This is a genomic window from Streptomyces sp. NBC_00102, from assembly GCF_026343115.1.
In the GTDB taxonomy this organism is placed as follows: domain Bacteria; phylum Actinomycetota; class Actinomycetes; order Streptomycetales; family Streptomycetaceae; genus Streptomyces.
In genome coordinates this window covers 129,054-155,387 of sequence record NZ_JAPEMC010000002.1, presented here as the reverse complement: position 1 = coordinate 155,387, position 26,334 = coordinate 129,054, and the positions used below count along the sequence as shown (strand labels likewise).

Genomic DNA, 26,334 nt, shown 5'->3' with positions numbered 1-26,334 from the left:
GAACCGGCTCTACGGCACCCTGGTCGGGTTCTCCGATCCCAGCAGCCGGACCAGTCCGTCCGCCATCTCCGTACGCCACCACAGGTAGTCGTGGCCGCCGTTGAACTCGCGGTATTCGCAGTCGTATCCGGCCGCTTCGAGCGCGTCGCGCAGTCGCCGCGCGGCGGGCAGCGCCACCCACTCCTGCTCGCCGAAGGAGAGCCGCAACCGTACCGGGCGGCGGGGTGCGGCCGCTATGCGGCCGGTGAGCCACTCCGGTTCCGGCCCGTCCGGCCACCAGTAGGAGGCCGACTGGACCAGGGCGTTGCCGAAGCGGTGCGGTGCTGTCAGCGCCGTGTACGTCGCCGACAGCCCGCCCAGGCTCTGCCCGGCGATCACGGTGCGCGCCGGGTCGTCGGTGAGGGGCAGGCGCCGCGCGGCCCACGGGAGCAACTCGTCGGCCAGGAAGGCCGCGTGGTCGGGCCGGCAGGCGAGGTCCCGCCAACGGGAGCCGGAGTCGACGGAGTCGACGAAGATCGCGGCCGTCGGAGGAATCCGGCCGTCCGCGACGAGGTTGTCGAGGAGGCCGGCGAGGCCCAGCGACGGCTGCCAGTGCTCGCCGTCCAGCAGGACGAGCACCGGGAGTTCGGAGTGCCGGCCACCGTCGGCGGGGGCGGGCGGTTCGTAGAGCCAGATCCGGCGGTCCTCCCCCAGACGCTCGCTGGGCACCGCGTGTTCGGTCACCGTTCCACGGGGGACGCCGGTCCGGGGCTCCCAGTCGGAGGCCGACCGGGACTCCCGGATTTCCGCCCAGGACACCGGTTCACCGCCCCAGCGGCGGGGCATGCGGCGGGAGTTGTGCGGGTCGGCGCGGCGTCGCGTCCGCAGCCACTGCCAGTACCCGGGCCCGTCGGCCTCGGGCCCGTCGCCCTCGTCCACGTGGAAGTCGTAGGTTCCGCGCCAGTCGCGGCGCAGCCGGAGCGTCCAGTGCCAGACGTCGGTACCGGGGACGCACTCCATCAGGTTGCCCTCGGGCAGGCGCGGGTCGCCGAGTTTGTTGGGCATGACCTGGACCGCCCGGGTGGCTTCCGTACCGCGCCAGAGGAAAGTCACGGCAGCGTGGTCGGGGCTGCCCTGCGGATCGGGTGCGATCAGCGGCGTGCCCGTCTCCCGAACCCGCGCCCAGAACCCTTCGAGCCCTTCGGGGCCCGGCAGTTCGACGCCGGGCGCCGCGAGGAGCGGAATCGCGTCGGGACGCACCGTCCTCGGCGGACGGTGGGGAGCCCCTTCGGGCGGTGCGGACGCGAACATACGGGCCAACTCCGGAGAACGAGGATAAGTAAGGGTTACCTTACCTGTCGACCGCTCCCGTGGCACGGGGGCCCTACCGATCGCCGGATCACCTCCGGAGCACCCCTCGATCCCCTCAAGGTTGGTTAGGCTAACCTAACACCGAGTGGCGACATCCTGCCGACCCGGCCAGTGGACGCCCCATCTCCCCTGCATTTTTCCCTTGCCCAGGAGCACGCCATGAGCGCAGACAGACCTTTCCGTACCTCCATATCGCCGCTGCGCGGCCCTCGCGGCCGAGTCGCACGGGTGGCCGCGCTCACCGCCGGAGCGACGCTGGGCCTCGGCGTGCTGTCGATGCCGCTCGCGGCGGCCAGCGACGGGGCAGGGACGACCGGAGCGGTGGCGCTCGCGGCTGACGAAGCGTCGGCCCCGAGCGTCGTCCTGGGATCGTCCTCGGTGAAGCCGGGCGGAGACGTGTCGTTCACCGCGACCGGCTTCCCGGCGAGCAGCACGGTCAGCGTCAAGCTCGACGACGCCACCCTCCTCGCCCAGTTCACCAGCGGCTCCGACGGCAACGTCTCCGGCACCGTCACCATCCCCACCGGTACCACCCCGGGCGCCGACCACTGGCTCCGCTTCCTCGCACCCCAGACCAGCGTCAAGAGCTCCGGCCTCACCGTCACGGCCACGCCGACGGTCAGTCTCGGTTCCGCGTCCGCGAAGGCGGGCGGAGACGTGTCGTTCACCGCGACCGGCTTCCCGGCGAGCAGCACGGTCAGCGTCAAGCTCGACGACGCCACCCTCCTCGCCCAGTTCACCAGCGGCTCCGACGGCAGCGTCTCCGGCACCGTCACCATCCCCGCCGGTACCACCCCGGGCGCCGGCCACTGGCTCCGCTTCCTCGCACCCCAGACCAGCGTCAAGAGCTCCGGCCTCACCGTCACCGAGGCCGCCACCTCGCCCGAACCGGCGACCCCCCGGATCCAGTTGGGCACCACCAAGGTGACCGCCGGCAAAGCCGTCTCCTTCTCTCTGTCCGGCTTCGTCCAGGGCCAGAACATCACGGTCAAGCTCGACGACCAGACGATCCTCAAGCAGTGGACCGCCGCGGTGAAGGCGGACGGCACCTTCTCGGGCACGGTGACCGTCCCGGCCGGAACCGGCGCCGGCGCGCACTGGCTGCGCGTCCTCGCCCCGGATCCCTCCACCAGCCTGAAGGCCGACTTCACCGTCGCTTCTTCGTCCACCGGCGGATCCTCCACGGGCGGCTCCTCCACGGGCGGATCCTCCACCGGCGGTTCGAGCAGCGGCGGAGGCAACAGCACGGGTGGCGGCTCCACCGGCGGCGCCGGTTCCGGCGGCTCGACCACCGGCGGTACCGGCTCCTCCTCCACCTCCGCCACCTCGGCCACCATCACCGCCGGTTCGAGCGTCGCCGCCGGCGGCAAGGTCTCCTTCCGTCTGACCGGGTTCCCCGCCGGCCAGCAGATCACCGTGAAGCTGGACGACAGCGAGATCATCGGGCAGTGGCCCGACGGCATCGCGGCGGACGGCTCGTTCTCGGGTACGGTCACCGTCCCGGCGACCGCGACCAAGGGTGCGCACTGGCTGCGCTTCCTCGCCCCCAACCCCTCCACCAGCATGAAGGCCGACTTCACCGTCACTTCCGGCGCGGACGGTGCTGCCGCGACCGACGGCACCGGCGGCACGAGCGCGACGGCCGGTACCGGCTCCACCGCGACGGACGGTTCGGCCACGCCGATCCCCGCCGCCACGGGCGCGCCCGCCAGTGCCACCAACGCGAGCGGGGCGAAGGCGGAGATCACCGCCAGCGAGGTCCAGCCCGGCGGGAAACTGCACTTCACGGTCACGAACTTCCCGGCCTCGCAGGTCGTCACCATCAAGCTCGACGACGACGCCATCCTCGGCCAGTGGGACCTCGACACCGAGGGGACCTTCGAGGGTGATGTGGACATCCCGGCCGAGGTGACGCCCGGTGCGCACTGGCTGCGCTTCCTCGCCCCGAATCCCGCCACGACACTCAAGGTCGACTTCACCGTGGCGGCGGCCGATGCCACCGCGGCCTCCTCGGCCTCCACCTCGGACGCGGCGGCGACCACCACCGACCCGACGGTCAACGCCGCCTCGGTCCAGAGCGTGGAGACCGGTATCTCCTACGCGACGATCGCCTGGGCGGCCGGAGCGGCAGCAGTGGGAGGCGCCGCCGGAGCGGCTGGAGCCACCACGTTCATCCTTCGGCGGCGCAAGCCGCAGCAGCAGGAGCCCAAGACCGCCTGAGCCGGTCCGACGACGCATCACCACGGGGCGGCCCTCAAGGGGAGTTCACAGCAGCTGCCTTGAGCAACTCCGCAACCCTCGCGGGGCGTTGTGCGCACACCCGCGCGCGACGCCCCGCGACGCATGCGCGGCCGCCGTGGATCCACCCCCGCCGACTGTGACGCAAGCCACCCCAGAACTCGATCAACTTAGGTAAGGCTAAGCTAACCTAGTGAGCAACGCCTCGTCACAAGAGGCGCACCAGTCAAGGAGATTGACGCAGCATGACGTCTGTTACCCGTCGTTCCCTCAGCACCGCCGTCGTCCTCGCCGTCGGCGGTTCGCTGGCCCTGGCCGGCACGGCGACCGCCAGTGCCACGGGCCACAAGGGCGGTTCCGCCTCCACCATCACGTCCGCCTCGCTGGCGACGGGCCTCTACCAGTCCTCGTACTCCGAGCGGAACCACGTCCTGTGGACGACCACCGCCGTGGGCCGCCCGCCGGTGACCGACTCCAGCCTGCTGAAGGTGGACCCGCGCACCCTGAAGGTCGAGAAGACCATCGTGCCGCCGGTCACGGACGCTGCGACCGGCGCGGTCGAGGCCGTCTACGGTGTCGCGGTGGACGACGAGCACAACACCGTGTGGACGACCAACACCCGCAGCAACACCGTCTCGGTCTACAGCCAGAAGACCGGCGCGCACCTCGCCACGCTGCCCGACGTCGCGCACGGCCGTGACATCGTCGTGGACGAGAAGCACGACACCGTGTGGGCGAGCAGCTTCGCCGGCGCGAGCCTGGTCGCGTTCGACTCCAAGACCCTCAAGGAGAAGGGCCGGGTCACCATCGAGGGCTCCAGCCCGACCGGTCTCACGCTGAACGAGAAGACCGGCGCGGTCTACACCGCCGACATGAACAACGACCGGGTCATCGAGGTCGCTCCGCACAAGGCGCCGCGCTTCATCCCGGCGGGCGACGGCGCGATCTCGGTCGCCCTCTCCGCCAACGGCAAGACCGCCTACACCGCGAACCAGACCGCCGGCACCCTCTCGGTCATCGACCTGAAGAAGGGCGTCGTCACGTCGACCGTCGCCACCGGCAACGGCCCGCTGGCCGTCGCCACGGACAAGAAGTCGGGCCGCGTGCTGGTCGTCAACCGCACCGACGCCGACGTGACCGTCGTCGACCCGAAGAAGGGCGCCGTCGTCGAGACCCTCGCCACGGGCGCCAACCCGAACCACGTCACGGTCGCCGACGGTGTCGCGTACGTCGTGGACAAGTCCGGCTCGGGCACGGACGGCAAGGACCTGATCCACCGCATCGTCCTGGGGCACTGACACCGGGTTCCCGGTACCGGCCGCCCCCACCGGCCGCCCTCGACCGTACGGCCGACGGCCCGCTCCTCCCGCCCCGGCGGAGGAGCGGGCCGTCGGCCGTCGCCGGCCGGGCGCCCGCGGCCGTCAGGCCGCTCCGGCTTCGACCAGGAACGGGCTCGGCGCGCCGGACCAGGACACGTACAGGCTGTCCCGGGCCCTGGTGCAGGCCACGAAGAGCAGGCAGCGCTCCGCGGTCAGGTCCGCCTCGTGCTGGAGGGCGTCCTCCTCGGCCGGTGTGAGGGCTCCCGGGTAGGGCAGTGCCCCCTCCTGCACGCCGACGACGGCGACGCAGCGGAACTCCAGTCCCTTGAAGGAGTGCATGGTTCCGACGCGGACGGCGGGCGTGTCCTCGGAGACCTCCGACCGCAGCCGCACCGCGGGGATGCCCGCGGCCGTCAGCCGATCGATGACCTTGGTGCAGGTCTTGTTGAAGCGGGCGCTGACGCCGATGTCGCAGGGGTTGACCCCGGCCCCGGTCCAGGCGCCGATCTGCGTGACGAGTGCGTCCAGTTCGTCGTCCTCGGAACCGGCCCCGTGGAGGGCCGGGCCGCTGCCGTGGAGGGCGGAGCGGTAACCGAGGAGCGTCTCGTTGCGGTCGTCGTCCTCCAGTTGTGCGAAGGGGCGGCCGACCAGCAGCGCCGTGGACCAGCTGAGGATCTCGTGCGTGCTGCGGTAGTTCTTCCGCATCTTCGTCGAACGTCCCGTGACGTTGATGCCGAGTGCCTTCAGCGACACCTTGGAGTCGTAGATGCGCTGATGGGGGTCGCCGGAGATGAAAAGGTCGTCGGGGCGTGCCGGGGCGGCGGCGCGCAGCAGCCGCCACTGTGCCGGGTGCAGGTCCTGCGCCTCGTCCACGACGATGTGCCGGTACCGGGGGCCCTGCGTCTCCAGGATGTCGGCGGCTTCCAGGCAGGTGCCCAGGTAGGTGCGGCGTCCGTCGGCGGCGAGCCGTTCGGAGAAGTCCTGGACGGTACGCCACACCAGCGCGCGCCGGGCGACGGGGAGCCGGCTCCCCCGGCCGGGCCGCTCCGCGGCTTCGTACTCCTCCTGGGTGCGCAGGTTCTGTGCGAGGACGACGTGCTTGTGTTCCTGCGCGAGGAACGGGACGGAGCCGGTGTAGCCCGTCGCGTGCGCGGCCCTCTCCCAGCGTTCCAGCTCCTCGCCGCCCATCAGGGGCCGGCGTGAGGTGGCGACGATCCGGCTGGCCAGGGCGTCCACGGTGGTGATGTCCACCCGGTCGCGCAGGTGCGCGTCCTCCACGAGGGTGGCGAGCCCGCTGCGCAGCGCGTCGGCGAGTGCGTTGGTGTACGTGGTGAGCAGGATGCGCTCGCCGTCGCGCAGGAACCCCAGGAGGTGGCGTACGCGGTGCAGCGCGACGACGGTCTTGCCGGTGCCGGGTCCCCCGGTCACCTGCGCCGGTCCCGAGTAGCTGGGCCGGTAGGCGACCTTGTGCTGGGAGGGGTGGAGGAAGACCCGCCAGGCGGTGAACGGCTTGTCGAGGATGTCGCGGAGTTCCTCGGACGCGGTGACCAGCGCGATGCGGGTCGTGGTGCGACGGATGGCGGTCTCGAAGTCCGCGGTGTCCACGGGCGTGGTGTCGGAGGGTGCGGTGGAGAAGCTGAGGGAGACGACGTCCCGCCACACCTCTTCGACGCTGAAGCCCGCGGCGAGGTATTCGAGGACCTCGCGCTGGTCCTGCGGGAAGTACGGCGCGAAGACCTCCAGTTGTTCGTGGGTGGTGAGGGCGCGGGCCTGACGCAGGGTGGCCTCGTCGATGCCGAGTGCGGTCAGGTCTCCGTCGGACACCTTCGCGAACAGCCGCTGGTCGGGGGCGGGGGCGATGCGCTCGTAGGCGGGGGTCAGTTCTTCGAGCATCGCGATGTCGCGGATCTCGACCGCCCGGGTCACGGTGTTGATGCTGGCCTTCTGCTGGACGGCCCAGTCGATCGCCTTGTCGTGCGGCATCACGCGCAGCAGCACGTAGGTGTCGCCCTTGTCGGGCGCGAGGACAACGCCCCGCGTCCCCTGGTCGATCCGGATGGTGCGGATGTGGGGATCGCGGGCGCGCTTCAGGCTCTCCAGCTTCAGCCCGGGGTCCTTGAACAACTGGTCCAGAGTGAGGCGCTCGAACTTCTCCCAGGCGTCGAACACCCCCTGTTTGACCCCGCTCTGGAGTTTGCCGAGCTGGGCGCAGAAACCGACGTCGAACGCGAGGTGGGGCATGGGGTGGACTCTCCGAGGGGCGGGCGGGAAAGGCGGGTGTCGGGGGTCAGTCGGCGGGGCCGTCGAGGTCGAGGCCGATCAGCGCCAGCGCCTCGCCGACCTCCTGGGTCATCTCGTCCGCGGGTCCGAAGACCAGACAGAGGTCGTCGTGCAGGGGCTTCAGGATCCGGTGCGCGTCCGCCGCCTGTCCTTGGGCGAGCAGCAGCATCCCGATGTCGCGGCGGAGTTCGACGGCCTCCTCGCTGAGATCGCCGTCGACGGCCCGTACGACGTCGAGCAGGCCGCGGAGCGCGAAGAGGGCGTCGGTGACCTGGCCCAGTTCGGCCCGGCATCGTGCGGCCTGGGCGCGGCAGGCGCGTGCGCGCTCGCCGGTGGGGCCGTCGGTGCGCGCGTAGGCGTCGGCGAGTGCGTCGAATTCGGGCAGTGCCGCGCGGTAGTCCCCGCCGAGCAGTTGGATCGCGGCGCGGTGGGTGCGCAGCTCCAGCACCTTGCGGCTCTCGGCGCCGAGCGCGCGGGCGGCGGGGCCGAGGATCTCGCCGAGCACCTCGGCGGCCTGGACGAACCGCTCTTCTTCGAGGAGGGCGTCGGAGTGGGCGTACGCCTCGTCGATCTCCGCACGCAGCTGTGCGGGGACGGGTACGTGTACGGGAGCGGGCGCGCCGGGGCGGGCGGTCCCGGGAGCGGGGCGGGCAGCGCCGGCGCGGGCGCGCGGGGCGTACGGATCGCGGAAGATCCCGGTCGGGTCCGGGGCCCCGGCGGGTCCGGATTCTCCGGGTCCGGGCGACCGGCCGGGCGGCGGCAGGAAGGGCCGGAGCCGCTCGTGGACCTCCTGCACGTCGGCGGGGCGTGCCTCGGGCGCCTTGAGCAGCAGGTGCAGGACGAGGTCCTCCAGCTCCTTCGGCACCTCGGGGCGCAGTTGCCGCAGCGGTACGGGCGCGGCGTTCACGTGGCTGTGCATCACCATGTACTCGCTGTCCGCCGTGAACAGCAGCCGCCCGCAGAGCAGTTCGTGGAGGACGCAGCCGAGTGCGTACAGGTCCGTCTGCGGGGAGGTCCGGCCGCCGCGTACCTGCTCGGGCGCCATGTACTGGTAGGTGCCGATGGGTGTTCCGGTGGCGGTCAGTTTGGTGACGTCGGTCCGCAGGATCGCGGCGATCCCGAAGTCGAGGACCTTCACCGTCCCGTCGCGGGCGACCAGGATGTTGCTCGGTTTGAGGTCGCGGTGGATGACGGGCACCTCGTGCGCGTGCGACAGCACGGTGGCGACCTGCGCGGCCACCGCCACGGCCCAGCTGACGGGGAGCGGCCGGTCGGGGTGGATGTACGCGGAGAGCGGCATCCCGTCGACCAGCTCCATGACGAGGTAGAGCCGCTCGTGGGTGTCGTCGAGCACCGCGTCGTACACCTGGGGCACGCCGGGATGCTGGATCCGGGCGGTGATGCGGGCTTCGCGGCGGAAGCGCTTGGCGAACTCCTCGGCCAGCTGGGCGGAACCGCCGACGGCCTGTTGCCGGATCAGCTTCACGGCGACGGGCCGGTCGAGCACGGCGTCGTAGCCGCGCCACACCTCTCCCATACCGCCGTGGGCGAGCGGTTCCAGGAGCTCGTACCGGCCCGCGATCGGCTGCTGTGGCACGTGGGGCCCCCGTGTGTGCGTGTACTGGCCGGTGCGCGCGGGTGCGATGCGGCGGGACCGGCTTTCGGCTTGCTGAAGGGCAGTCTCCCTGGTGGGGCGATCTTCAGTCCAGTGCCGGCGGCACGAAACCGCATGGGCCGCCTCTTTCCGGTCACGGCGACCCGACGGCCCCGCCGTACGCCGTGCGGGCGTGGCGGCGGGACCGTCCGTGGGCGGCGGGACGGACTACTCGTCCACGCCTTCCTCCCGGCGGATCATCCGCCAGGCCGCCCGGCGGGCGCTGCGGTCCAGGCTGGACTTGAACCCCTTGTCGGGGCCGAAGTACTGCCGCCCCATGCCGGCGATCGTGTCGATGTGGTCGGCCATCTTGTCGGCGAAGACCTTGTCGAAGACCTTGCCGAAGTTCTCCACGTCGTCGTTGGCGACCGCCGCCAGCCGGACCTTGTGGTCGGCCTTGGCCTCGTTGAAGGGACGGATGACGTCCTGTTCGGTGAAGTCGGTGCCGAACTTGGCGTTGAACGCCTCGATCAGCTCCGACAGCAGCGACTTCTCGGCCTCCGCCGCGCCGCCGACGCCCTCCGCGAACCCCTTGAGTTCGGCGGGGCCTTCCGGGGCGAGGGACTTGTCGTGCTCGCCGGTCTTCTCCACCCGCAGGTGGCTGAGGTCGACTTCGCCTATGTCGACACCACCGTCGGCGCGCCGGGGAAGCCGGTTGAGGAGGTAGCGGCCGTAGAGGTACAGGCGTTCCAGCTCGGGGTCGCGGTAGGGCACGATCTGGGCGAGGAAGCCGTACTTGCGCACGTAGTCGTTGAGCGCGGCGCGGAAGCCCTCGGCGGTCTCCACGTCGTCGTCCTCCTCGCTCTCCAGGAGCGGGGTGAACCGGGCGACGGCGGGTGAGAGCAGGCGGTACAGCTCGGCGTGCAGCTTCTCCCACGTGGCCTGCGAACCGGCCGCCTTCTCCTTCGCCTCGAAGTACGCGGCGGCGAACTCGTCCATCTCCGGCTCGGAGACGATCGGCGCCGACATGACGGCGCTCTGCGCGCTGTAGAGCAGATTCGGGTCGGAGGGCAGCGTCGTCGCTTCCTCGAAGTACGGGCGGAAGGCGTCCTGGATGTCCTGGGCGTCGTTGGAGAAGTCCAGGACCGCCAGATCCGCCTGCGACTTCCGCTCGGCGGTGCGGTTGAGCCGGGAGAGCGTCTGCACGGCGGAGATGCCGGCCAGCTTCTTGTTGACGTACATGGTGGTCAGGAGCGGCTGGTCGAAGCCGGTCTGGTACTTCTCCGCCACCACCAGGATCTTGTACTCCTGCTGCCCGCGTCCGCCGGCGGTCACGGCCTTGTCGTCGGCGCGGGTGTACGCGAACGCCTTCGGCAGCGCGCTCTCCGCGATCCCGCCGTTCTCCTTCTGCTCGGTCGTCTCCTCGTCGTCGACGGTGAGCGAGCCGGAGAACGCGACCAGGACCCCGAGGTCCGGGTACTTCGCGTCGTACTCCCGGTCCTTGATGTAGCTCTTGATCGCCCGCGCCATCTGTACGGCGGACTGCCGGGAGGCCGTCACCACCATCGACTTGGCCCGGCCGCCGAGCCGGCCGCTGGTGTGCGCGAGGAAGTGCTCGACGATCACCGTGGCGTGCTGGGTGACGGTGTGCTCGTGGGTCAGCACGTACCGGGCGAGCAGGGTGTTGGCCTTGGAGGGGTCGACTTCGATCTCGTCCGGATTCTGGTTCACCAGCTTCCAGTACGTGTTGTACGTGACGTAATTGCGCAGCGGGTCGAGGATGAAGCCCTCCTCGATGGCCTGCCGCATCGAGTACGTGTGGAAGGGCCGGTAGACGGTCTTCCCGTTCTCGGTGGCCTCGGTGCCGAAGAGTTCGAGGGTCTTGGCCTTCGGGGTGGCGGTGAAGGCGAAGTACGAGAGGTTCGCTGCCTGGGAGCGCTCGGTGGCCTTCTTCCTCAGCTTCTCGTCGACGGTGACGGCGACCGCGCCCTGGTCGGCGGAGTCGGAGTCGAGCCCGAGGTCCCGGAGCACCGCCCGCACGTCGGTGGCGGCACCGCCGGACTGCGAGGAGTGCGCCTCGTCCACGACGATCGCGAACCTGGTTCCCTTGATCTCGGTCGGGTTGCGCACGATGTAGTCGATGAGCGCGGGGAACGAGTGCAGGGTGACCGTGACGATCTTGCCGGTGTCGCGGGAGAGCGCACGGGCCAGCTGCTCGCTCTTCGCACCGTGCTTCTCGTCGATCTTCACGACCAGTCCCTCGGTCTGCGAGAAGCTGCCGACGGTCTCCCGGAGCTGGGCGTCCAGGTTGCGGCGGTCCGTGATGACGATGACCTTGTCGAAGACGGGTGCGCCCGGCTTCACCCGGCCCTGTGCGACGGCCTCCGGGTCGAGCACGCGCGGGTCGGTGTCCACGTGCAGATCGCTGAGCCGGTGGGCCAGCCAGCCGATGGTGTTGGACTTGCCGGAGCCGGCGGAGGCCATGACGAGGTAGTTGTGGCCGACCCCGTGGGCCGCCGCGTGCGCGGTCAGCCGCTTCACGACGTCCCACTGGTGGAAGCGCGGGAAGATCGTCGACTTGGTGGTGCCGCCGCCGGGGGTCCTGGTCTTCTGCTGATGGACGTAACGCTGGAGCAGGTCCAGCCAGTTGTCCCGCGCCCAGACCTGTTCCCACAGGTAGGAGGTGGCGTACGTGCCGTACGCGACCGGGGCCGGGTTTCCGGCACCGCCGGGCAGACCGGGGCCGTTGGAGCCGGTGTTGAAGGGGAGGAACCGCGTGTTGCGGCCCCGGAGCTGGGTCGCCACGAAGACGAGGTCCGGGTCCACCGCGAAGTTGGCGACGACCCGGCGGGTGAAGATCAGCTCGGTCGGGTCGCGGTCGGAGCGGTACTGCTCCTTGGCCTCTTCGACGCCCTGCCGGGTGAGCGGGTTCTTCAACTCGGCGGTGGCGACCGGGATTCCGTTGAAAAACAGGGTCAGGTCGAGCTTGTTGCCCCAGTCGGCCTGCTTGGTGGCGTAGACGAGTTCGCGGACGACGGTGAGGCGGTTGGCCCGGTAGCCGTCGAGCACGGAGTCCTCGGCGACCAGGTTTGGCTTGAAGTAGGCGACGCGGAGACGGACACCCCGGTCCTTGACACCGTTACGGAGGACGCTGAGCAGGCCGTCCTCGGTGATCGCCTTGTCGAGACGGCGCGCGAAGCCGTTCTGGGCCTCGTTGACGCTGCCGTAGACGGCGAGCAGATCGTTCCACTCGTCGGCCTGCGTCGCGCCGATGAAGGTGAACAACTCGTGGGTGTCCAGCCCGAGATCGGCCTGGTAGTCCTCGGGCCGCGCCTCGCGCCAGCCGCGCTCGGTCATCGCGGCGACTATGGCGTCCCCGAAGGCGGACTCACGGTGTATGGCTGTCACGGGTTGACTCCGTCCGTTACGTTGCGGCCACTGGCGGTGGAGACGTCGAACTGGCCTGTCACTGCGGCGGTGATGAGCGCCTGACGGCGTTCGGCGAGCCTGTCGACGGACTGGCTCAGAAGCCTGCGCGCCCGAGCAGTCCGGGCGGCACTTCGATCGAGGGAGGAGGCGACAGAGCGTTGCTCGGACACGGGAACCTTCGGAATCACGCAGCCCTTGACGGTCGCGGTGGGAAGGTTGTTGGCCATCCCGTCGGCACCCGAGATGCCGGATTTGATGTGTTCGCGAACTTGATGGCTACGGAGCATGTGGGTAACGAATTCCGGGCATCCAAGAGTGCGATCCAACTTCAAACGATAAACCTTGTCGCACAACAGGAGATTCCGGTTCAGCTCCCCGACGATTCCCACGCTTCCGATGAGCTCACGTGATCCACTGGCACGGGACATCAACAAGTCACCGGGGCGCAGAATGTACTCGCGACGCGGCTCAACGCCGACCGGAAGGGCCTTATGCTGCAACGGGTCAAAAGTTCCCGTGTTCACGCAACCGGCCTTGACCACACCCCACTCATGACCTTCGGCTGCCCTGTCCTCGCACTGGGGGGACCATCCCTGTTCGATACGCATCAGCATGTAGCGCAGATTCATGGCCCCATATCGCTCGGAGAGCGCTCGATGAACGCTCGACAGGTCACTGACCGCCTGCTCGCCCAAGAGTCGCATCTGAGACTCGCGCCTCGACACCAAACGATCGATACGGCCCGTCTCGGCGACGAGGAATGCGGAGATACGACGCTGTTCGGCATGCGACGGAATCTCGAACTCGATATTCGCATACCTTTCCGCATTGAAATTCTGGATGGTAGACGCCACCGATTCGGACTGAATCGTGTGCTGAAACGGTGCGCTGCGGGCAATATAGGAGAGAAACGTCGGGTCAACATTTTTGGCAGGACGAAACCTGACCAGATACCCTGCAAAAGTAGTTCCCCGGTCGGATTCCTTCACCAGGTAGGACTGCCCCGGCGGAGTACCGCTACGAGACAACAGAAGGTCTCCCGCCTCCAGAAGGAAGCGCTCCGCGGGCGGGGTAGCCACGAATACACCGTGCTCGGCCGGCGAAAGTGAACCGGTACTGATGTCGCTGGTACGAAGAAGCCGAGTTCCCGACGAGGTGTAGTTGTCACTCGACACACCCACACCGTACTGACCTGCGTCCACGCACAGATTCTTGAGACGCGTCTTCGTCCAAGCGGTCATTCCGTCACCTCTCCCAGCAGCGCCTGGATCTCCGCCTCAAGCGCCTTCAAGTCCGCATCGATCTCCGCCAACGGCCGCGGCGGCTCGTACACGTAGAAGTGCCGCGTGAACGGGATCTCGTACCCCACCTTCGTCTTCGTGTGGTCGATCCACGCGTCCGGCACGTGCGGGTGTACCTCGCGCTTGAGGTACTCCTCCGCGTCCTCGCCCAGCGGGACGTTTTCGTAGTCCCGCAGTTCGCCGTCCGGTTCCGGCTCGCCCTTGATCGTCTGGACCTCGCCCTCCGGGTCCCGGACGCCCACCGTGTCGCGCAGCGCCTTGGTGAAGGGGGCGCCGGTCGGGCCCTGGACGCCGGCTTCCGCCATCGCGTTCCGTACCGCGACCTGCGCCTCGGACTTGGTCGCCCAGCCCGTGCCCAGCAGTGGGCTCAACGCGTCACCGAGCACCTGCGTCTCGGCGTCCGCCAACGTCGCGAACTTCTCCGCTTCCTCATCGGTCAGCTTCCGCCGGGCCGATGCCTTCGCCGCCAGTTCCGCCTCGCGCGGGAGGAAGCGTTCCTCGGCCCACTTCTGCACGGGCTTCGACGCGAGGAGCGCCGCGAGCGTCTCCTCCGTCAGCTCGAACCGCAGCTTCAACGGCCGCTCCACCGTGATGCGCTGGTAGCCGAACTCCGCGTTCTCGAAGACCTTCACTTTGCCGTGCATCGGGTGTTCGGTGTCCGCGGCAGCGGCCACCGCGTCCCCGTACAGGCGGGTGATGTCGGCGATGTGGTTCGGCTTGTTCCCGGTCCCGTCCCCGAGCTCCTTGCGCTTGTCGCCCAGCGACTTGCGCATCTTCACCCACTGGTCGCGCGCGTCCAGCAGCACGACCTTCCCCTTGTGCTGGGCGTCCTTGCGGTTGGTGAGGATCCAGAAGTAAGTCGAGATGCCCGTGTTGTAGAAGAGCTGGTCCGGCAGGGCGACGATCGCCTCCAGCCAGTCGTTCTCCAGGATCCAGCGGCGGATCTCGGACTCGCCCGAGCCGGCCGCGCCCGTGAAGAGGGGGGAGCCGTTGAAGACGATGGCGATGCGCGATCCGCCGCCGCCCTTGGCGTCCACCGGCTTCATCTTCGAGATCATGTGCTGGAGGAAGAGGAGCGAGCCGTCGTTGATGCGGGGCAGGCCCGCGCCGAAGCGGCCGGAGTCGCCGAGGTTCTTGTGCTCGTACTCGACGTCCTCCTTGACCTTCTTCCACTCCACGCCGAACGGCGGGTTGGCCAGCAAGTAGTCGAACTTCTCGCGGGCATGGCCGTCGTCCGAGAAGGAGTTGCCGAAGGCGATGTTCTCCGGGTCCTGCCCCTTGATCATGAGGTCGGACCGGCAGATCGCCCAGGATTCCGGGTTGAGTTCCTGCCCGTACACCTCCACCGTGGCGTCCGGGTTCAGGTCCTTGATGTGTTCCTCGGCGGCGCTGAGCATGCCGCCCGTGCCGCAGGCGGGGTCCATGACCGTGCGGACGACACCGGGCAGGCTGAGCGCGTCGCCGTCCGGGGCGATCAGCAGGTTGACCATCAGCTTGATGACTTCGCGCGGGGTGAAGTGCTCGCCCGCGGTCTCGTTGGACTGCTCGGAGAAGCGGCGGATCAGCTCTTCGAAGATGTAGCCCATGTTGTGGTTGGGCACGATCTCGGGGCGCAGGTCCAGATCGGTGAACCGGCCGACGACCTTGTAGAGCAGGCCGGCCGCGTCGAGCTTCCTGATCTGCTGGGCGAACTCGTACTTGTCCAGGACCTCGATGGCGTTCTCGGAGAAGGCCCCGAGGTACGCCTGGAGGTTCTTGGCCATGTTCTGCGGGTCGTCCGCGATGGTCTTGAGCGTGAGCGGGCTCTTGTTGTAGAACGCGTGCCCCGACGCCTTGCGCAGGAAGTGGTCGGTGTCGATGTCCTGGCCGGCGAAGCGGGCGACCGTCTCGGCGACCTTGTCGCGGGTGGGCGCCAAGACGCACTCCAGGCGGCGCAGCACGGTGAACGGCAGGATGACCTTGCCATAGTCCGACTGCCTGTAGTCGCCGCGCAGGAGGTCGGCGACGGACCAGGCGTGGTTCGCCAGTTCCGTGTGCTTACTGCTGTTCAACGCGTTCCCTTCGAAGGCCCCGGCCCGGTCGGGACGGTTGCGGTTTCGGTTGCGGATTCAGTGTGGTCGAGGGGTGCGGGCGGCCTGAATGTTCAGGCCAGCCGCGACGTTCACGCCGAGAGGTTCTCCGGCGGGAGCAGCGCCCCCGCCGTCAGGCCGGTGAGCAGGGCCTGCGCGGTCTCCTCGGCGAGGGCGGCCGTGCGACGGGCGGCGGTGCGCAGTTCGTGTGCGTGGCGGAAGGCGGCCCCGTAGCGCCGCTGTTCCTCCAGCGGGAGCAGCGGTACGCGGAGCCGGCCGGGGGCGACGTGCAGGATGGTGCTTCCGGTGGAGGCTCCGGCGATGTTGTCGTGGGCGCCGAGGAAGCCCGCGAGGAACCAGGGGTCCAGTCGTGCCGGGTCCGGCCGGAGCAGGTGGACGTGGTGGCCGAGCAGGGCACCGGCGTCCGCCTCGTCCGCGACCCGGGCCATGCCGCCGTGGCCGCCGGCCACGGCGCGTACGAGCACGTCGCCGGTGGCGACGGTGTGGGCCGCGTCGGTGCGCAGGTCCTCCGCCGTGCCGGAGGGGCCGCCGCCGCCGCTGATGTCGGACGCGGTGAGCACCGGGCGGGCCCCGTCGTCCGTTCGGGAGGTCTCGCCGCGGCTCCCGGGTACGGCTGCCCGCAGCAGGGAGAGCGCCCCTCCCCGGGCGAGGTCGGAGACCGTGGCCGTACGCCAGGTGCGCGAGGACTCCGCGGCGGCCCGCCAGGGTCCGTGGTCCGCGGCGCTCTCCAGTGCGGTGAGGGAGGTGACGAGCAGGGAACGGCGTTCCTCGGTGCGTCGCGCCACTTGCGCCGGCTCGATGTCGACGGGTGCGGCACGCACCTGCCGGGCGGGCGTGAGGTCGACGAGGTCGTCGACGAGGTCGATGGTCGGTACGGCGCGTGCCGTACCGGGCGTGTCGGCGAAGGTCTCCGGGTTCTCGCGGAAGGCGGTCCAGTGGGTGAGGACCTCGTCCGACAGTGCGTCCCAGTCCACCGCACCGCGCCGGTTCCGGTGCTGGGAGTGCGTCGGGTGAGTGGAGTGCGTGTCCCCCGGCGTACTCGCGGCGGCGCTCTCGCGCGGGTCCGTGCCGACGTCCACGAAGAGGACGGAGGTGCTGTCGGTGCCCTGCGGCTCCGGCCGGCGGAGCACCCACACGTGCAGGCCGATGTGGAGGGGTACGGAGGCGCCGACGGGCAGTCCGACGACGGCGCGCAGCGCACCGCTGCGTACCAGTTCGGCGCGGACGCGGCGGCCCGAGGCTCGGGTGGCGGTGGCCGGCGGGAGCAGCATCACGGCGTGCCCCCCGGCCTCCAGGTGGGCGAGCGCGTGCTGCGTCCAGGCGAGCTCCGACTCGATCCGGGGCGGCACTCCGTAGGCCCACCGCTGGTCGTAGGCGAGTTCTTCGTGGCCCCATTCGCGGTCGCCGTAGGGCGGGTTGCAGAGCACCCCGGCCACCCTCAGGTCGGGGAAGGCGTCGGCGCGCAGGGTGTCGCCGACGCGTACGGTGACCCGCGCGCCGGGCGACGACAGGAGCAGGCGTACCGCGCTGCGCTGGGCCTGAACGGGCAGCGAGTCCTGGCCGTACAGCTCCGTGGCGCCCCGTCGGGCCGCCGCCGCGAGGAGGCTGCCGCTGCCGCACGCCGGGTCGAGCACGCGGGTGGTGCCCTCCGGCAGCAGCCGGGCCAGGAGGCCGGCGAGGCCCGGGGGTGTCGGGTAGGTGCCGCTGGAGGCGGTGTCGTCGAGTTCGCGTTCGGCGAGGACGTCCAGCGTGTTCTGTGCGCCTTCGCCGCGGACACAGCGCATCAGCGCCCGGAGAGCGGGGACGTCGTCCGGGCCGAACCGGGCGGGTCCGGTCTCCGGCATCGATCCGGCTTGCTCGGCGGCGGCGGTTCCGGCCCGGGCGAGTACCTCGGAGTCGGGCAGGTCGTCGTGGGCGGCGAGTTCGTCCGCGCCGTGGCGTGACGCCGCCAGGACGAGGGGGAACAGACGGGCCACCAGGCCGGAGCCCGTCCCGTGGAGTCGCAGCACGGTGCGCAGTTCCTCGGACGGGGAGGCCGCGTGGGACTGGCCGCGCGCCTCCAGCCAGGCCCGTACCGCTTCGAGGTCGTAGAGCGGGCTGCTGTCGGTGCCCCCCGACGGGGCGGGGAAGTCGTCGTGCCGACGGCGCCAGTTGCTGACGGTGGCACGCGTGACACCCGCGATCCGGGAGATCTCGGCGGCTGTCACCAGAGCTGGGGGCTGGGGCATGGGGTTCCTGGCCTCTCGGGAGTGAACAGTAAACACATTACGGCACGCGTCAAATCCTTCAAGAGGTTTGACAGTGCTTTCACGACTCTGCTTATCTGGCGGAGCTTCCGGTTGGTGGCGCACCTCACGGCGTGAGTCTTCGGCGTGCCGTGTGCCCCGTCCGTGACGCGGCGCCGAGTCGCGCGCCGCTCCTCCGTCTTCGAGGGAGACACCTCATGCAGATCACCCTGCCGACCGCGGTCGTCGAAGGAATCCAGCTCACCGTCATGCCCTTCCGCGGGGATGCCGTGATCGGGACCATGTCCGTGGCGACCCTCGTCCAGCTCGTCCCCTCGCCCCGCCGGGAGGAGGACACGAAGACGCTGAAGGCCGCGTCCGGCGCGGTCCGGCGCCACGCCGAACTGCGGGCCCTGGTGCAGCGGGCGCTGAAGTCCACGCAGAAGGGAAGGAACGTCGGCGCCTACGCCGAGTACATCGCCGACGGGGTGAAGGGAGAGCTGGGCGCCGGCTGGTCCACTCCGCCCATCACCTTCTGGCACGCCGGACCGCTCGCGGCCCTGAGCGACGAACTGCTGCCCGGCACCGGACTGCGGGCCCTGACCATCACCCCGGGCACCTGTGTCGTCGCCATCGACGGCGAGACGCAGACCGCCGCCTGGCACGACCTCTACGACGATCCCGGCCGCTTCGGTCTCACCTACGCCGAACTCGCCGCCGTGCGCGTGCCCTTCGAGCTCTACGTGGACCTGTCGGTCGCCGACGCGCGGCAGATCTTCTACGACCGCAATGTGCAGGGGGTGGTCGTCGCCAAGAACCTCGCCATGTCGATGGACCAGCGGGACTTCGCGACCCGGCTCGCGCACCGCCTCGCCGAGTCCGTCAAGGTCGAGGTGGACGACCGGCTCGTACCGTTCACCAAACTCGTCAACGCCAGCAAGCGGCAGGTCGGCAAGAGCGATCCGGAGGTCGTCACCCTCTCCGCGCTGCGCGCCCTCGTCGTCACGAGCATCTACGGACGCTCCGGCCTCACCCGTTCCGCCGAGACCGTCCACGAGGACGAACTCCCCGCCGGAACGGACGCCGAGCAGGTGGAGCGGGGCGTGATCCCGACGCTGGCGCGGCTGGTCTCCGACCTCTTCCCGCACTTCGCCTCGCGCAGCGCCGTAACCGCCCCGGCGGTGCTCGCGGGTCTCGGCATCGCCGTCCACCAGACCACCCCCTGGGCCGACCCGATGAGCGCCCTCGGCGTGGAGGACCTGCACCGGCTCCTCGCCGACGTCCGGTGGGACCGGGAGCCCCGCTACTGGGACGGCGTCGCGGCCAAGGCGAGCGCCACCGGGCGCCTCAACTTCAGCGGCGGCGTCAAGGACTCCGGCGGCCGGGTGGCCGACGCGATCCTCTACCCCGCGACGGAGGCGGGCCGCAGGATCCGCGGCCAGTAGGCCCGCACCACCCGGTACCGGCCGCTTCCCCCGCGACGCGACCGGCCGGCGCGTACCCGACCCGGCACAGCCACGCGACAGATACCTGATCGGAGCACGTCATGAACTCTCCCCAGTACCCGCACCCGGGCCCCTACGAGGCGCCTCGGCACACCGCCCCGGCCCCGCCCGTTCCCGCTCCGCCCGTCGCGCCGCCGCGCAAGACCTCCCGCGCCAAGGCATGGGTCACGCACGGCGCGGCCGCCTGCGTCGCCCTCCTCATCGGTACGGGCATCGGCTCCGGCGGGGAGGCCGACGCCGACAGCACGGCGGCCGCCCCCGCGAAGCCGGGTCCGACGGTGACGGTGACCGTGACCGAGACGGCCGAGGCCGCCCCCGCACCGGCCGTCACCAAGACGGTGACGGCCAAGCCGAAGGCGACGAAGGCCCCCGGCCCGGCGAGCTCCTTCGGCGGTGACGGGGAGTACCTGGTCGGGGAGGACATCGCGGCGGGGACGTACAAGACCGCCGGCGGCGACGGACTGTTCGGCTGCTACTGGGCCCGGCTGGAGGACGCCAGCGGTGAGTTCGACGCGATCATCGCCAACAACAACCTGGACGGGCCGGGACGGGTGACGGTCAAGAAGGGCGAGTACTTCCAGACCCAGGGCTGCCAGGACTGGAAGAAGGCGGGCTGACCCGTGCGGGTGTCCGGCGGCACTCCGGTGCCACCGGACACCCGCACGGCCACCTACGGCCGCCCCGCTCCGGCGGGCGCGTCGCAGCACACCGTTCACCGGCCGGGAGGAGCCCGCATGGAAGCCGACGACATTCCGGAACCGGACGACGATCCGGAACTGACCGTGTACCACCGTCACGTGACCCAACTGCTCACGTGCGCCGACAGGACGGCCTTCGAAGCCCTGCTGATCCAGATCCGCCACATCACGACCCGCTCGTACGAGACCAGCCTCTACGACCACCAGCAGACCTTCCGGCTCCTCTGGCACCACCTGGACCACGTGGGTCACCTGCGACACGCGCATCGGGACGTCGTGCTCCGCCTCGCCTCGGGACGCACGGGCGCGGAGGAGACCGCGGAACTCGAACTCTTCCTCGCCCTCCACGCACGGATCGGGTCGGCCGGCCAGGTCGTGTTGGGGAAGTAGCGCCGTCCGCCCAAAGGGCGGGTCAGGCGGGACTTTCAAAACACGACCTGGTCCCGTTGAGGACGGCCCCCGCCGCCCTCCGCACGGACGCCGACACCCGGCCGGCGGCGATGCACCGCGCCCGGGCCACCGCGCTCCGGGGCAATAGACTCGAAGCCCACACCGCGCACCGAAAGGGAGCAAAGCCGTGCATGGTGAATACAAGGTGCCCGGCGGCAAGCTGGTCGTCGTGGATCTGGACGTCGAGGCGGGCGCCCTGCGCGACGTCCGGGTGGCGGGGGACTTCTTCCTGGAGCCCGACGAAGCCATCACGGCCGTCGACGCCGCCCTGGAGGGGGCGCCCGTCGACACCGACGCCGCCGGACTCGCCGCCCGCGTGGAGGCGGCACTGCCCGAGGGCACGGCGATGTACGGGATCACCACCGAGGGCATCGCAGTCGCGGTGCGGCGCGCGCTGGCCCACGCCACCGACTGGACCGACTACGACTGGCAGTTCATCCACGAGGGCCCCCAGTCCCCCGAACTCCACATGGCGCTGGACGAGGTGCTCACCGAGGAGGTGGCCGCAGGACGCCGCGCCCCGACGCTCCGCGTCTGGGAGTGGGGCGCCCCCGCCGTCATCATCGGCAGCTTCCAGTCCCTGCGGAACGAGGTCGACCCCGAGGGCGCGGCCCGCCACGGCGTGCGGGTGGTGCGCCGGATCTCCGGCGGCGGGGCCATGTTCGTGGAGGCGGGGAACACCATCACGTACTCCCTGTCCGTCCCGGCCTCGCTCGTCTCGGGGCTCTCCTTCGCGGACTCGTACGCCTACCTCGACGACTGGGTCCTGGCGGCCCTCGGCGACATGGGCATCAAGGCCTGGTACCAGCCCCTCAACGACATCGCGACCGAGGTCGGGAAGATCGCGGGCGCCGCCCAGAAGCGGGTGACCGGGCCGAAGGGCGGTCCCGGGGCGGTCCTGCACCACGTGACCATGAGTTACGACATCGACGCCGACAAGATGCTGGAAGTGCTCCGCATCGGCAAGGAGAAGATGTCCGACAAGGGCACCAAGTCGGCCAAGAAGCGGGTCGACCCGCTCCGGCGCCAGACCGGGCTTCCGCGCGAGACGGTCATCGAGCGCATGGTCGACTCCTTCCGCAACCGCTACGGCCTCACCGACGGCCGTGTCACGCCCGACGAGCTCGCGCGCGCGGAGGAGTTGGCCGCCACCAAGTACAGCGGCGACGAGTGGACCGCCCGCGTGCCGTAGCCCCCGGGGCGGCGGCCACCCGCCGTCCCGCCCGCGCCCACCGCGACCCGCCGGACCTGCGGCGGCGCGCCGTACGCGCTTGCGCGGGTGAGCGGCGGCCACCTACCGTGACGCCCATGCAGTCCTACACGATCGGCCAAGCGGCCCGCCTGCTGGGCGTGAGCCCGGACACCGCACGGCGGTGGGCCGACGCCGGCCGGGTGGCCACGCACCGCGACAAGAGTGGGCGCCGGCTCATCGACGGCGGGGACTTGGCCGCCTTCTCCGTCGAGGTCGCCGGGAGCGCCGGCGGGGGCGAGGAAGAGGTCCCGTACACCTCCGTCCGCAACGCCTTCGCGGGCATCGTCACTGCGGTGAAGCTCGGTGATGTCGCCGCGCAGGTCGAGATCCAGGCCGGACCGCACCGGCTGGTCTCTCTGCTGACGCGCGAGGCGGTGGAGGAACTGGGCCTGGAGGTCGGCATGGAGGCGACCGCGCGCGTGAAGTCCACCAACGTGCACATCGACCGCGTCTGACCGGCCCGACCCGCACCGCACCCGGCCCGCACCGCACCCGGGCCCGACCCGCGCGCACAGCCGCACCGCACCCGCACCCGCACCCGATCCGCACCAGACCCGCGCCCCCGAGGACCACGTGATCCCGGGGGCTCACCCATGCCCGAGAACGGGCGACCCCACCCAAGGAGCACGAAACCGCATCTGCCCCATCTGAAGCATCAGCATCGCGGTTCTTGCCAGGTAATTGATGTCTTTACCCTGGCATCTGCGCCAGTATGATCGGTCCGGGCACCCGCGGCCGTCCCGGCCTGTGGCGTGCTCGACGCCGACCGCGCCACCGTGCCGGCCGCCGACAGAGCACCGCGGAGAAGCCGCCCGGCTCCTCCGGAGGACCAGAGGGAGCAGACCCCGTGATGACCCGTTCCGCGCGCCGGACCCGTAGGACCCTGCAGTGGACGGGTGTGGGAGTCGCAGCGCTGCTGGCACTGAGCGCCTGCTCCTCCTCGGACGACTCCTCGGACGACTCCTCGTCCGACGCCTCCTCCTCCGCCCCGGCGTCCGCCGATGCCACGCCGAAGCTCTCCGGCACGGTGACCGTCTTCGCCGCCGCGTCGCTCAAGGAGAGCTTCACGACCCTGGGCGCCGACTTCGAGAAGGCCCACCCGGGCACGAAGGTCACCTTCAACTTCGGCGGCAGCGACAGCCTCGCCGCCGGGATCACCGGGGGCGCCCCGGCGGACGTCTTCGCCGCCGCGAGCGCCAAGACGATGGCGATCGTCACCGACGCGAACGACGCGGCGGGCACGCCCACCACCTTCGTGCGCAACCAGCTGGAGATCGCGACGCTGCCCGGCAACCCGGACAAGGTCGCCACCCTCGCGGACCTCACGGACTCCGGCCTCAAGGTCGTGCTCTGCGACAAGACGGTGCCCTGCGGTGCCGCCGCGCAGAAGGCGCTGGACGCCGCAAAGCTCAAGCTCACCCCTGTCAGCTACGAGCAGGACGTGACGAGCGCCCTCACCAAGGTGGAGCTCAAGGAAGCCGACGCGGCCGTGGTCTACAAGACCGATGTGAAGGCCGCGGGTGACAAGGTGGAGGGTGTGGAGTTCCCCGAGTCCGCCGACGCCATCAACGACTACCCGATCGCCCTGCTGAAGGATGCCCCCAACGCCGAGGCGGCGAAGGCGTTCATCGAGCTGGTGCGGTCCGCCGAGGGCCAGCAGGTGCTGACCGGGGCGGGATTCATCAAGCCGTGAAGCCGCACGACACGTCCGACGCCGTGACGGGCCCCTCGGCGGGCCGGTCACGGCTTCGCCGTGTCCGGGGCGGCGCTCCGAAAGCGGGTGGCGGGGACGCGCGTGGCGCCGCGGGCCGGCGCGGGGTTCCGCTGCCGCTGCTCCTGCCCGCGCTGGTCGGCCTGGTGTTCCTGCTGCTGCCGATGGCCGCCCTGCTCGTACGGGCGCCCTGGCGCAACATGCCGGAGCTGCTCTCCAGTACGGAGGTCTGGCAGGCGCTCCAGCTCTCCCTGGTCTCGGCCACCGCCGCCACCGCGGTGAGCCTGGTGCTGGGTGTGCCGCTCGCCTGGGTGCTGGCGCGCACCGAGTTCCCGGGGCGTGGTTTCGTACGGGCCCTGGTGACGCTGCCGTTGGTGCTGCCACCGGTGGTGGGCGGTGTGGCACTGCTGCTGGCGCTCGGCCGCAACGGCGTGGTGGGGCAGTGGCTGGACTCCTGGTTCGGCATCACCCTGCCGTTCACCACGGCGGGGGTGATCGTGGCGGAGGCGTTCGTGGCCATGCCCTTCCTCGTCATCAGCGTGGAGGGCACGCTGCGCGCCGCCGACCCGCGGTACGAGGAGGCGGCCACCACGCTGGGCGCCTCCCGGTTCACGGCGTTCCGGCGGGTCACCCTGCCGCTGATCGCACCGGGCATCGCGGCGGGTGCCGTACTGGCCTGGGCCCGCGCGCTGGGCGAGTTCGGTGCGACGATCACCTTCGCGGGCAACTTCCCCGGCCGCACGCAGACCATGCCGCTCGCCGTCTACCTCGCCCTGCAGGACGATCCGGAGGCCGCCATCGCGCTGAGCCTCGTGCTGCTGGCGGTGTCGATCGCGGTACTGGCCGGGCTGCGCGACCGCTGGATGACGGCCTCATGAAGAACACACCCGCCGCCACCGGCACCGCCTCGGATTCCGCTGCCGCTTCCGCCGAGGGGCTCGACGCCCGGCTCGTCGTGGACCGGGGCACCTTCCGCCTGGACGTGACGATGAGTGCCCGTCCCGGCGAGGTCGTCGCCCTGCTGGGGCCGAACGGCGCCGGGAAGACCACGGCGCTGCGCGCACTGGCCGGCCTCACCCCGCTCTCCGAGGGCCATCTGCGCCTGGACGGAGCCGCGTTGACCGGCATCCCACCGGAGTCGCGTCCGGTCGGAGTCGTCTTCCAGGACTACCTGCTCTTCCCGCACCTGTCGGCCCTGGACAACGTGGCTTTCGGGCCGCGCTGCCGGGGCGTCGCCAAGTCCGAGGCGCGGGCCCAGGCCGCCGTATGGCTGGAGCGGATGGGACTCACCGACCGGGCCGGGGCGAAGCCACGCCGGCTCTCCGGCGGCCAGGCCCAACGCGTCGCGCTCGCGCGCGCGTTGGCCACCCACCCCCGGCTGTTGCTGCTCGACGAGCCGCTGGCCGCGCTCGACGCACGCACCCGGCTCGACATACGCTCCCAACTACGGCGCCACTTGGCCGAGTTCGAGGCGGTCGCGGTACTGGTCACACACGATCCGCTGGATGCGATGGTCCTCGCCGACCGGCTGGTCGTGATCGAGCACGGCCAGGTCGTGCAGGAGGGCGAGCCGTCGGACATCGCCCGACGCCCGCGTACGGACTACATCGCCCAGCTCGTCGGCCTCAACCTCTACCGGGGACAGGCCGAAGGGCACACCGTCCGGCTCGACGCCGGGCCGGCGATCACCACCACCGAGGAACTCGCCGGACCGGTGTTCGTCGCGTTCCCTCCGAACGCGGTCACCCTGCACCGCGACCGCCCCACCGGTTCCAGCGCCCGCAACCTCTGGCGGTGCGAGGTCGAGGGGCTGGAGACGCACGGCGACCAGATCCGCGCGGACCTGGCGGGCGAACTCCCCCTCGCCGCCGACCTCACCACGGTGGCCGCCGCCGAACTCGACCTGCACCCGGGTGCCACGGTCTGGGCCACGGTCAAGGCCGCGCAGACGCACGCGTATCCGGCCTGAGGTTCACGGCGCGGCACCACCTGGCACCACCTGATGCCACCCGATGCCATCTGATGCCATCTGATGCCAGAAATGACACCATGCGGCACCACATGGCACCGGGTGGCGCCGCATGACACCGGATGGCGCCGGGTGATGCCACCCTGCGCCAGGCGTCACGCCCGACGCCACATCCATCCAGGTTCATCCAGGCCGACACCACCTCATTCGCGCAGGTCAGCGAGGTGGCGCCGGGGAGCGCCACCCCACCGACACCCACCCGCTTGCGCATGGCACCACTGTGGTGCCATGATGGCGCCATGGACCTCACCCCGTATGTCGACAACCTCCGCCGCGAACTCGCGGTGGCTGCCGAGGCCGGCGGCGACGAAGCCCGAGAGCTGGCCGAGAGGCTCACCGCTCCCCTGGAGTCGGCGACCCGCCTGACCCTGCTCAACGCGCTCTCCGCCGCGATGGACGAGGTCACCCACGAGCTGGCCCCGGGCTCGGTCGACGTACGGCTGCGGGGGATCGACCCCGACTTCGTGGTGACCCGCCCGCCCGCCGACACCCCGGCGGAGCCGGCCCCACCCGTCGAGCGGCCCGCACCGCCCGCGCCGCAGGCACTCACGGACACCGACGAGGGCGGCACCGCCCGGGTCAACCTCCGACTGCCGGCCCACCTCAAGTCGCGCGCCGAGGAGGCCGCGAACCGCGAGGGCCTGTCGGTCAACGCGTGGCTGGTACGGGCCGTGTCGGCCGCCGTCGACGGCGGGGGCCGGCCGCGCACGGCGGAGAGGACCCAGGTTCTCGGCCAGAGCTTCACGGGCTGGGTCCGCTAGGGCCCCTCCACACTCCTGCGCACCCGCACCCGCACCCGCACCACCTCACCCACACCACGTCCCACCAGCGGGGACGACCAGACGACCCATGAGGACGGGACA

The 26,334-nt window shown here is 70.7% G+C and carries 18 protein-coding genes; 11 read left to right on the top strand and 7 right to left on the bottom strand.

Translation table 11 applies throughout. The features are described from left to right. Positions 1-9: 9 nt before the first annotated feature. Positions 10-1,290 (bottom strand): enterochelin esterase, encoded by a 1,281-nt coding sequence (gene fes, locus OHA55_RS28230; RefSeq protein ID WP_266711594.1) that lies wholly within the window; start codon positions 1,288-1,290, stop codon positions 10-12. 219 nt (positions 1,291-1,509) lie between these two features. On the opposite strand from fes, the gene OHA55_RS28225 reads away from it, so the two are divergent. Next, positions 1,510-3,570 carry a hypothetical protein gene (locus OHA55_RS28225; protein ID WP_266711592.1) on the top strand — a complete coding sequence of 687 codons (2,061 nt, stop codon included), beginning with the start codon at positions 1,510-1,512 and terminating at the stop codon, positions 3,568-3,570. Between the two features lie 263 nt (positions 3,571-3,833). Further along, positions 3,834-4,886, top strand: a complete 1,053-nt coding sequence (locus OHA55_RS28220) for a YncE family protein (protein WP_266711590.1) — start codon at positions 3,834-3,836, stop codon at positions 4,884-4,886. Positions 4,887-5,009: 123 nt separating this feature from the next. On the opposite strand, the gene OHA55_RS28215 is transcribed toward OHA55_RS28220, so the two are convergent. The 6 genes from OHA55_RS28215 to OHA55_RS28190 form a co-directional block, all read right to left on the bottom strand. Continuing rightward, complete coding sequence (locus tag OHA55_RS28215) at positions 5,010-7,148, bottom strand: UvrD-helicase domain-containing protein (RefSeq protein WP_266711588.1); 2,139 nt, start codon at positions 7,146-7,148, stop codon at positions 5,010-5,012. Between the two features lie 46 nt (positions 7,149-7,194). Continuing rightward, positions 7,195-8,784: a serine/threonine-protein kinase gene (locus OHA55_RS28210; RefSeq protein WP_266711586.1), complete on the bottom strand. Its 1,590-nt coding sequence runs from the start codon at positions 8,782-8,784 to the stop codon at positions 7,195-7,197. A 225-nt stretch (positions 8,785-9,009) separates the two neighbouring features. Then, positions 9,010-12,189, bottom strand: coding sequence for a type I restriction endonuclease subunit R (locus tag OHA55_RS28205; RefSeq protein WP_266711583.1), 3,180 nt, complete (start codon positions 12,187-12,189; stop codon positions 9,010-9,012). After that, positions 12,186-13,451, bottom strand: coding sequence for a restriction endonuclease subunit S (locus OHA55_RS28200; protein WP_266711581.1), 1,266 nt, complete (start codon positions 13,449-13,451; stop codon positions 12,186-12,188). Before OHA55_RS28200 ends, OHA55_RS28205 begins: the two co-directional genes overlap by 4 nt. After that, complete coding sequence (locus OHA55_RS28195) at positions 13,448-15,562, bottom strand: class I SAM-dependent DNA methyltransferase (protein ID WP_266711579.1); 2,115 nt, start codon at positions 15,560-15,562, stop codon at positions 13,448-13,450. Before OHA55_RS28195 ends, OHA55_RS28200 begins: the two co-directional genes overlap by 4 nt. Positions 15,563-15,672: 110 nt before the next feature. Next, entirely contained in the window at positions 15,673-17,829 is a 2,157-nt protein-coding gene (locus OHA55_RS28190) for an N-6 DNA methylase (RefSeq protein ID WP_266711577.1), read from the bottom strand. 215 nt (positions 17,830-18,044) lie between these two features. On the opposite strand from OHA55_RS28190, the gene OHA55_RS28185 reads away from it, so the two are divergent. The 9 genes from OHA55_RS28185 (at position 18,045) to OHA55_RS28145 (ending at position 26,232) form a co-directional block, all read left to right on the top strand. After that, positions 18,045-19,271, top strand: coding sequence for a DNA sulfur modification protein DndB (locus OHA55_RS28185; protein WP_266711575.1), 1,227 nt, complete (start codon positions 18,045-18,047; stop codon positions 19,269-19,271). A gap of 101 nt (positions 19,272-19,372) precedes the next feature. Further along, positions 19,373-19,948 (top strand): hypothetical protein, encoded by a 576-nt coding sequence (locus OHA55_RS28180; RefSeq protein WP_266711573.1) that lies wholly within the window; start codon positions 19,373-19,375, stop codon positions 19,946-19,948. A 117-nt stretch (positions 19,949-20,065) separates the two neighbouring features. Then, positions 20,066-20,419: a hypothetical protein gene (locus OHA55_RS28175; RefSeq protein WP_266711571.1), complete on the top strand. Its 354-nt coding sequence runs from the start codon at positions 20,066-20,068 to the stop codon at positions 20,417-20,419. 187 nt (positions 20,420-20,606) lie between these two features. Next, positions 20,607-21,671 (top strand): biotin/lipoate A/B protein ligase family protein, encoded by a 1,065-nt coding sequence (locus tag OHA55_RS28170; RefSeq protein WP_266711569.1) that lies wholly within the window; start codon positions 20,607-20,609, stop codon positions 21,669-21,671. Between the two features lie 116 nt (positions 21,672-21,787). Next, positions 21,788-22,186: a molybdopterin-binding protein gene (locus OHA55_RS28165; RefSeq protein ID WP_266711567.1), complete on the top strand. Its 399-nt coding sequence runs from the start codon at positions 21,788-21,790 to the stop codon at positions 22,184-22,186. 395 nt (positions 22,187-22,581) lie between these two features. Further along, positions 22,582-23,424 carry a molybdate ABC transporter substrate-binding protein gene (gene modA / locus OHA55_RS28160; RefSeq protein ID WP_266711565.1) on the top strand — a complete coding sequence of 281 codons (843 nt, stop codon included), beginning with the start codon at positions 22,582-22,584 and terminating at the stop codon, positions 23,422-23,424. Between the two features lie 131 nt (positions 23,425-23,555). Further along, the gene (gene modB, locus OHA55_RS28155; protein WP_266712451.1) at positions 23,556-24,320 is read left to right on the top strand and encodes a molybdate ABC transporter permease subunit; all 765 of its coding nucleotides are present in this window, start codon (positions 23,556-23,558) and stop codon (positions 24,318-24,320) included. Further along, entirely contained in the window at positions 24,317-25,411 is a 1,095-nt protein-coding gene (locus OHA55_RS28150) for an ABC transporter ATP-binding protein (protein ID WP_266711563.1), read from the top strand. The genes modB and OHA55_RS28150 overlap by 4 nt, the downstream gene beginning before the upstream one ends. Positions 25,412-25,710: 299 nt before the next feature. Further along, a complete protein-coding gene (locus tag OHA55_RS28145; protein WP_266711561.1) occupies positions 25,711-26,232 on the top strand; it encodes a hypothetical protein in 522 nt (173 codons plus the stop codon). Positions 26,233-26,334 lie beyond the last annotated feature (102 nt).